Below are 5,526 nucleotides of genomic sequence, written 5' to 3'. Positions count from 1 at the left end.
AGATCGCGCTCTTCCTCAACCGCTATGCCCGCAAATCCGTTGTATGGCGGATTTCCAATGATGACGAGGATGCGGTCGGAACGCTTGATGTGGTCGGCGGCGTCCCGCTCTTGTTCCATTTCGGGAAACAGGACATGCGTTTTCGGGACTTTGGGCGGCTCCCACCCCGTTAAGGCATTGGTCAGATAGACGCCGACGCGCTCCGGCGGATTCCCCCGGTCGGTCAGCGGCGCCCCAAGGCTCTCAAGCTCCAAGCCCAATTGAAGATGAGAAATCACGAACGGCGCGGGCAAAATCTCGAAGCCGAAAACCCGTTCCATGGCCGCTTTTTTGAGGTCGTTGGCGACAAGAGCATCCCCGCCCTTGTCGCGCAGTGTCTCGGCGATCCGGCGAAGAACAGCCCGTAAATAGGTGCCGGTGCCGCAGCAAGGGTCGAGAACCACCACGTTCGGGTCGGCCAAACCGTCGGCCAGGCCAAGCTCGGAACGCAGGACGGCATCGACGCGCTCGACTTGGTAGCGGACGATTTCTTCGGGCGTATACCAGACGCCGAGATCCTTGCGCAGCTCGGGATCGAAAGCCTGAAGAAAGGGTTCGTAGAAGTACTGGACGGCATGCCCCTCGTCGAAAGAAGTGAAGAACGCTTTCCGATCCACGCGGTTGAGAGCCGCGGCGGCCCAGTCCAGGACCTCGATCAACCCCAGGGGGCCAAGGCGGGCCGGATCGGCGATCTGAACGAATAAAGCCCGAATCATCGGCACCCGCAAGAGCCAATGCGCGGAGCGCCAGTCGAAGTCACCCGCCACCACATACGGAGACGCGGGTGTCCGGATGGCATCGGCAAACGCGGTTTTAGGAATGGGTTTGAGATCGCGGCGGCGGGCCCAAAAGACCCAAGCCGAGAAGAGGCCGTAAAAAAGGGTCTGGACGAGGGTTGAACGGAAGAAATGCTCGCCTTTTTCGCCCTCAAAATGCATGCCCAAAGATTCCTCGAGGGCCTGACGAAGCCCGGCCAGGGCGGGAATCTCGGCGTGCTCCATCCGCAGACGCGCATCATGGGCGTAGGAAGCGAGGATTTCGGCCACGTCCTGCGGGGCGCATAAAGGCGTATTGTGGAGCAAAACGCGTTTCAGGTACTCCACGAGACGCTCGCCGAGCGAAGCCGCGGCTGAACGCGGATTCGCGATCAAGCGCCAGAATTCGGCTTCGGATTCGGCCAAGGTGAACGGCTCGAGAATGCGCGGCTGGCCCGATGGATTCTTACCAAGGATGGCGAAAGCCCGGAAATTGGTGACAAGCACCGTGCCGTATCGCTCCCAATAGCGCCCGACTTGCTCGCTGGCGGCGAGCTTCAGAACATCCGCGGAGGGAGGCTTGGCCTCGATGACGCCTCGAGAAGGGATCTGGCCGGGGAAAGCGCCTTCCGGCGCTTCCTCCCCGCGCGGTTTGCGGCGAAACTGATCGGCCGAGAACAATCCGCCGTCGGGCAAGCCTGCGCCCCGATTGGCAATGTTGATGACGCACCGGACCTTGGGCGACAGAGATTTTCCGATATCCGAGAGAAGCCTTTCCAGGGCCGGGTAGAACGAGGTCTCCGCAACATGGGCCCCGGTGCGGTGGATTTCGCCCAGGTCCGCGAGATAGCGTTCGATCAGGTTGTCGGGCATGCGTCCCCACTAAAACAGCGTATCACAGACGTCCCGCCAATCAGACCATATGGCATCATAATCGGGCGCCGATTTCAACAAGGGTGCCAATTGGTTGCGCCAGGCGGCCCGGTTCCAGGCTTGGAGATGATCGGACCGCAGCCGCTCAGGGTCCGGCGGCAAACCCCGAACGCGGCATTTTTCTTGAAAGAGCTCCCGAAGCGTCCGACGGCCGAAGCGCTCCTTCTTGAAACAGAGGATGTGCCAGAGGTCATAGAGATCCCGCGGTCGCGGCCATTTCTCCTGTTGCTGGAGCATGGCTCGCAGCTTTTCAGCGACGATCTCAACCAGGCTATAAGAGAGCAGACTGAAGACCGGCCGGTCGAAGTAGTCCGGCGGCCGGACGATTCGTGATTCCGGGTCGGATAAAAGCGGTTCATCAAAGGTGAGATGAACCTTGACCGCAGGGAGCGCTTGCCGGCGAGCTCCGCCGCGGGAATATTCCACCGGGATTTCAACCTGGACGCCGGCCGGGTCGGAGCGGGGCTCGCGGCACTCGAAACGGATCCCGGTTCGATCGGCGGCCTCTGAAGCCGCCGACCGAAGACGAAGGAGCGCCTGCTCGAGGCCGGCTCCTTCTTCGCGACAAGTGAAGTCGATATCCTCGGAAAACCGATACCCCGGGAAATAGCAATGGCGCAGGCAAGTCCCCCCCTTGAAGAACCAATCTTTTTTTGATTCCAGGATCGGAGCCAAGGTCGAAAGCAAAAGGACGATCATGCCGTCCTTCTCGGCTTGATCGAAACGCAAGCCCTCTCTGGCCGCCGCCCGATGGATTTCCGCGGTCGAGATCAAGGCCGGACCTCAAGGTTGACGCGCAACCGCCAGGATCGGTTATACGGTCCCCGGGCCGGCAAGGTGGGATCGAGAAGGGAATAAGCCTCGGACATATGAGCTGCCTTGCGGAGCTTTTCCGGATTCCCAAGCGATTGTTGCTCCATCAAGAATCCGAGCCGCTTCGCTACGGCCGAAACGCCGGTTCGCACCGCATAGGCGTGGAGTTTGGCTTCGTCGATTCCGGGCCAAGCCGCGGCCAAAGCTGGCGCGACAATCCCCATCCCCCCCGCATATTGGGGAAGAGTCAGGCTGTCGATGAGCGTCTTCTCCAAGTCCGTGATCTGGAAAGAACGCTCGTCGACCCACTCCTTCTGAAGGCCAAAAAATCGAAGGGGGCTTTGGCAGATGATCCGGTACGAAAAACCGAGAGAGATCCGCGTCAGTCTCGCCACCCGATGGTTCGTAGCTAGAAAGACCTGGCGGGGGATTTGCTCCGTGAGGCCATAATGATTCAGGGCCGAAAGGAATGCGATCGCCGCCGGCTCGACCAGCTTCATGGCGATCACGAACTCGTGGAGCTGCGGCGCTCGTTCCGAGCCGGAGGATAGGGGGATAACTGCATAAAGACCGGGTTTAATACGCTCGATCCAGCCCTTTTCCTTTAAACGGGCGAGAAACTGAAGCACATGCCGCTCTCGGTTCGAGCCGAGAATTTTTCGGGCTTCCTTCAAATCAAAAATACTTTGCGGGCCGACCCGGGCCAGAAACTCCGATTCCCAACGTCCCAAAGAGCTTTTCATTATAGTTTGGACATCATTAATCTACTATAGGGGCTATTATCTAGGTCTAAACTATAACACGCGAGCGCGTTAGTCAATAGATGGTGAGAAAACCGAGCCGGACTTTCGTCAATTATTACGGCCGAGCTACTTGAGTTACACAATGGAATAGTATATATGTATAGTATATATTTGCTCAAACACGCCATGAAAACCGCCAAGCTGTTTCGCAACGGACAGAGCCAGGCCGTCCGTCTGCCCAAAGAGTTTCGTTTCGAGGGCGAATATGTCTTCGTCAAGAAATCCGGCAACGCCGTCATCCTTCTTCCGGCCAACAGCGCCTGGGACTCCCTGATCCAGAGCCTGGACAAGTTTTCCGATGACTTCCTGGCCGAGCGCAGCCAGCCGGCGCGGCAGGAACGCGAAGAGCTATGATGCGCTATATGCTCGACACCAACGCGTGCATCGCGCTCATCAAGCGCAGGCCGGCGGCGGCAATCCGGCGCTTCGCGAGTCTGGCGCCGGGCGACGCCGGCATTTCCTCGATCACCCTAGCCGAGCTCCGCTACGGAATCGAGAAAAGCGCGGCCGCCGAAAAAAATGCGGCAGCCCTGGAGGCGTTCCTGCTCCCCCTGGAAATCGCGGATTTCGGGACGGCCGCCGCTGAAGCATACGGCCGAGTCAGGACCAGACTGGAAAAAGCCGGGACCCCGATCGGCCCCCTGGATACCCAAATCGGCGCCCACGCCTTGAGCCTCGGCGTCGTGCTGGTCACCAACAACCTGCGTGAATTTCGCCGCGTCCACGGCCTCAAAGTCGAAGACTGGACGGGTTGAAGGCTTTTCGTCCCGTTCCGGCTCATTGACTCACCTCGCGCCCTCAAGTATCGTGTTTCCGCAACATCGGAGGCCCCCATGGAATTCACGCCGCGCGAAATCGTCGGCTCGCCGTCTTCGCCGCGGGTCCGCGCCCGCTACGATCGCTATCTGTCCGAGCCGCTCTTCATCGATACCGAATATATCCGCTTTTACACCGAGCGCCACCGCCAAGTGGCCCATTGGGAGGAGCAGGAGCGGCGGGCCGAGTGCCACGCCTATGCCCTGGAGCGCCTGACGCCGGTCATCCGCGACGGCGAGCTGATCGTCGGCGGCAAGACGCGCTTCGTCCGCGGCGCCGTGCCCTACGCCAACTACGCCTCGGAATACATCCTGCGCGAGTTGCGGCGCGAGCAGCAGGAAGCCCAGGACGCCGTCACCGACCTCGGCACGGGCGGCGGGATCGCCCGCGTCCACGCCATGGGCGGCAGCGACGGATACGAAGTCTTCTGCGGCAAGTTCTTGATCAGCCCCGAAGAAAAAGCCTGTCTCCGAGAGTGCGCCGACTACTGGAGCGACAAGTGTATGCAGGCGGAGGGCGACAAGCTGTGGAAAGCGCACTATCCCCACGCCGACTGGATCGAAAAGGGCTGGCAGATCGTCCTCTACACCGCCCCTCACGATCCGGCGCCCGAAGGCCGTCTCGTCCTCGACTTCGAGACGCTCTTGGGCGTCGGCCTGGACGGCCTCATCGATCGCTGCCGGGTCAAGATCGAGGCAGCCTTCCTGCATCCGGGGGCCATCGAGGAGACTGGCAAGGTCCATTTTTGGCGCGCCGCTATTCGGGCGTTGGAAGGGACGCGCACGTGGGGCCAAAACTACGGGCGGGCGGCTCTGGCCCTGGCCGGCGTCGAGGCCGATCCGGTGCGCAAAGCCGAACTGGAGGCGATCGCGGCGAACTGCCTGTCGTTCGGGCGGCGCCCGGTCGATTTTTACCAAGCCCTGCAGCACTTCTGGCTGGCCTATCTGGCCGGGCACCTCGAAGGCGCCCACCTCGGCTATTCGGTCGGCCGCTTCGACCAATACCTTTTCCCTTATTTCCAGGCCGACCGCGACCGCGGCGCGCTGCCGGACGCCCGGGCGCTCGAGCTTCTGGAGCTCCTCCGGATCAAGCACACCGAGATCGAGTATGTCGCCTCGTTCTCCTGGGAGGGATTGGGCTCAGGCAACCTGTTCCAGAATCTGATGCTCGGCGGCCTGACCGAGGACGGCCAGCCGGCCGATAACGCCCTTTCGACGCTGGTCGTGCGGGCCGCGATCAACGCTCCGACGACCCAGCCGACGTTGTCGGTATGGTGGACGCCCGGCTTGAGCCCCGACTTCCTGCTGGCCTGCGCGGAAGGCGTCAAGACCGGCGTCGGCTTTCCGGCCTGGTTCAACACCGAGGTC

Annotated in this window: 6 protein-coding genes; 3 read left to right on the top strand and 3 right to left on the bottom strand. The window is 61.2% G+C overall.

All coding sequences use genetic code 11. The annotated features are described in order from the left end of the window. The 3 genes from NTZ26_04190 to NTZ26_04180 all read right to left on the bottom strand — a co-directional run. On the bottom strand, window positions 1-1,667 hold a 1,667-nt coding region (locus tag NTZ26_04190), incomplete at its 3' end, for an N-6 DNA methylase (protein MCX6559692.1). A gap of 9 nt (window positions 1,668-1,676) precedes the next feature. Further along, a complete protein-coding gene (locus tag NTZ26_04185; protein MCX6559691.1) occupies window positions 1,677-2,501 on the bottom strand; it encodes a nucleotidyl transferase AbiEii/AbiGii toxin family protein in 825 nt (274 codons plus the stop codon). Then, a complete protein-coding gene (locus NTZ26_04180) occupies window positions 2,498-3,283 on the bottom strand; it encodes a type IV toxin-antitoxin system AbiEi family antitoxin domain-containing protein (GenBank protein ID MCX6559690.1) in 786 nt (261 codons plus the stop codon). The genes NTZ26_04185 and NTZ26_04180 overlap by 4 nt, the downstream gene beginning before the upstream one ends. 186 nt (window positions 3,284-3,469) lie before the next feature. On the opposite strand from NTZ26_04180, the gene vapB reads away from it, so the two are divergent. From vapB to NTZ26_04165, 3 genes are all read left to right on the top strand, one after another. Further along, a complete protein-coding gene (gene vapB, locus NTZ26_04175; GenBank protein ID MCX6559689.1) occupies window positions 3,470-3,697 on the top strand; it encodes a type II toxin-antitoxin system VapB family antitoxin in 228 nt (75 codons plus the stop codon). Beyond that, window positions 3,694-4,098 carry a type II toxin-antitoxin system VapC family toxin gene (locus NTZ26_04170; protein ID MCX6559688.1) on the top strand — a complete coding sequence of 135 codons (405 nt, stop codon included), beginning with the start codon at window positions 3,694-3,696 and terminating at the stop codon, window positions 4,096-4,098. The genes vapB and NTZ26_04170 overlap by 4 nt, the downstream gene beginning before the upstream one ends. Window positions 4,099-4,176: 78 nt before the next feature. Continuing rightward, the coding region (locus NTZ26_04165; GenBank protein ID MCX6559687.1) for a hypothetical protein at window positions 4,177-5,526 on the top strand (1,350 nt) is incomplete at its 3' end.

The organism is Candidatus Aminicenantes bacterium (genome assembly GCA_026393855.1).
Taxonomy (GTDB): Bacteria; Acidobacteriota; Aminicenantia; order Aminicenantales; family UBA4085; genus UBA4085.
This window is presented reverse-complemented; position numbering and strand designations above follow the sequence as displayed.